General features: G+C 69.6%; 3 protein-coding genes. 2 read left to right on the top strand and 1 reads right to left on the bottom strand.

Annotated features, from left to right (window positions below):
* Nucleotides 1-63: 63 nt before the first annotated feature.
* The gene (locus tag AC5RUJ_RS14415; RefSeq protein WP_494128295.1) at nucleotides 64-1,128 is read right to left on the bottom strand and encodes an alpha/beta fold hydrolase; all 1,065 of its coding nucleotides are present in this window, start codon (nucleotides 1,126-1,128) and stop codon (nucleotides 64-66) included.
* 152 nt (nucleotides 1,129-1,280) lie between these two features.
* On the opposite strand from AC5RUJ_RS14415, the gene AC5RUJ_RS14410 reads away from it, so the two are divergent.
* On the top strand, nucleotides 1,281-2,123 hold the full coding sequence (locus tag AC5RUJ_RS14410; protein WP_494002485.1) for an SGNH/GDSL hydrolase family protein: 843 nt from the start codon (nucleotides 1,281-1,283) through the stop codon (nucleotides 2,121-2,123).
* 12 nt (nucleotides 2,124-2,135) lie between these two features.
* The coding region (locus AC5RUJ_RS14405; RefSeq protein ID WP_494156061.1) for a DNA glycosylase AlkZ-like family protein at nucleotides 2,136-2,547 on the top strand (412 nt) is incomplete at its 3' end.

Raw genomic sequence — 2,547 nt, 5'->3', positions numbered from 1 at the left:
CCGCCGCTCCGTTCGACGGGCGCCGTCAGCCCGGCGACGAACCGCTTGCTTCGACGGGCGCCGTCAGCTCGGCGACGAACCGCTTGCTTCGACGTGCGCCGTCAGCTCGGCGACGAACCGTTCCGGATACTCCACGTGCGGCGAATGTCCGCAGTTGTCGAGCAGCACCTCGGTGAAGCGCCCGCCGTTGGCCGCATACTTTTCCAGCACCGCCCGGGTCTGCGCGACCATCGGCTGCGGCGGGGCCGCCTCCTCCCCCGGCCAGCCGGGCACCAGACCGGCCTTGCCGAGGCAGTTCAGGTCGAAGAATGAAGCATCGGAAACGATCGCATCGCTGTCGCCGCGGATCCAGAGGATATCCGGCTTGACTGCCAGGTCAACAAGGCCGCTGGCGTCGAAGACCCCCGGCGCCATCGTGTTCAGCACCCCCTTGCGTCCGGGAGCGAAGCCGGGCCAGTTCGGCGAGGGGACGGAATCGCCCGGATAGTTGTCGCGGCCGGTCTTGGTGCTGAGCATCGATTCGACCCAGATGCGTTCGTAGGGCGACTGGAACCCGGCGTGCACATAGGTCGAGCGGTAGACCGACAGCGGCGAGGCAGGCGCGTCGCCGCTGGTGTCCCTGGCTGCCAACCGCGCCACGAAGTCGGGGTTGGCGCCCCCGCCGCCGGTGCCGGCGTCGTCCCCGGTGAGCCTGCGCCCCTCCGGTCCAGCCGTCCCGCCGAAGCCGTACGGCGAGACCGGAGCCTGGAGCGTCAGGCTGCTGACCGGATGCTCCAGCGCGTATTGCATCACCACGCCACCGCCCATGCTCCACCCCACCAGGTGCGCGGGCGCCAGTTGCAGGGTTTCCAGCGTGGCATGAAGATCGTCCGAAAAGTCACGCAGCCCGCGGGCGGCGTCCACCGGCGCCGGGTCCGTCTGGCCGAAACCCCGCAGGTCCACCGCGAGCACGCGGTAGTCGGCCGGCAGCGCCTGCATCGCCTCCTGCCAGAACAGCGCGGAGGAAACATTCCCATGCACCAGGACCACCGGCGTGCCGTCGGGCCGGTCGCCGTCGCGCTCAAGGATGTTCACCGTCAGCCGCTCCGTCGGCACACGCCGCGCCACGATTCCCGCCAGCAATTCCATCCCTGCTCCTCGAGGTCGAGGCGGCCGCCGTTGGCCGCGTCAAGCACACAGTAGTCGGTAAACCGAGCGCTGACCATCACTTCCTGAAAGGTGATTCAGCTATTGGTTCCCACCGCCTGTGCATCCCCGCGCCTTCTTGGGAGAATGTACTTGTGAGTAACTTGTCCCTTCCCGAAACACAAGCGCCCATCGCCGCGGCCCGCCATCCTTGGAGCCGTTTCGTTGCCCTGGGTGATTCGTTCACTGAAGGCATCGGCGACCCGGACCCCGGGAGCCCGGGCGGACACCGCGGATGGGCCGACCGCGTGGCCGAGGAACTCGCCCGCGGCCACCATGACTTCGCCTACGCGAACCTCGCGATCCGCGGCCGCCTGCTGCAGCAAATCATCGATGAACAGGTCGAACCGGCCCTGGCTCTGCAGCCGGACCTCATTTCGATTTGCGCGGGCGGCAATGATGTGATCCGGCCGGGCGGCGACCCGGACGCCCTGGCGGAGAAGTTCGACCGCGCCGTCACCCGGCTGGCAGCGTCGCAAGCCACCATCGTCCTGTTTACCGCGCCCGACATCGGCGACACGCCCGTCATCGGCAGTGTCCGCGGCAAGGCCGCCATCTACAACGAGAACCTGCGCACGGTGGCGGCACGCCATAACGCCGTCGTGGCCGACATGTGGGCGCTGCGCCAGCTGAAGGCACCGCAGATGTGGGCGCCTGACAGGCTGCATTTCTCCCCGCTGGGGCACCACACCATCGCGGCCATGGTGCTGGACGCCCTCAACGTGGAGCATTCGCTGCAGCCCGAGACGCCCAAACCCTTGCCACCTAAGAACTGGCGCACCGCCCGCACCGAGGACCTGGTGTGGGCCCGCCAGCACCTGGTCCCGTGGGTCCTGCGCCGGGTCCGCCACCAGTCCTCGGGCGACGGGATCCTGCCCAAGCGGCCGGCCGCCGACCCCTTCTTCGGTCCGGGCATGCCTCCCGGCGCGGCCGGGTAACAGGAGCAGCCGGTGCAGCAGCCGAGTCCCCAGGAGATCCGCCGTCACCGGCTGCGGGCACAGCGGCTGTGGGACAGCCCCCGGGACGACGCCGCCTCCGCCTTGCGCTGGCTGCTCGCCTTCCAGTCCCAGGAATATGCCTATGCCCGCTGGTCGCTGGCGCAGCGCTGCGGCGGACCGGCACGGGACAACGCTGCAGAGGTGGATGCGGCGATCGTCGGCGGACGCATTCTGCGCACGCACGTCCTGCGGCCCACCTGGCACTTCGTGGCGGCCGCGGACCTGCGCTGGCTGATGCTGCTCTCCGGCCCCCGCCTCAAGGCAGGGAACAAGGGCCGGGACCGGCAGCTGGGACTGGATGAGGCAACGGTGGCGCGCAGCAACGACGTGCTGGCCGCGGCCGTCGCCGGAGGCCGGCACCTGA

This window comes from Arthrobacter sp. Y3223164 (genome assembly GCF_059091005.1).
This window is presented reverse-complemented; position numbering and strand designations above follow the sequence as displayed.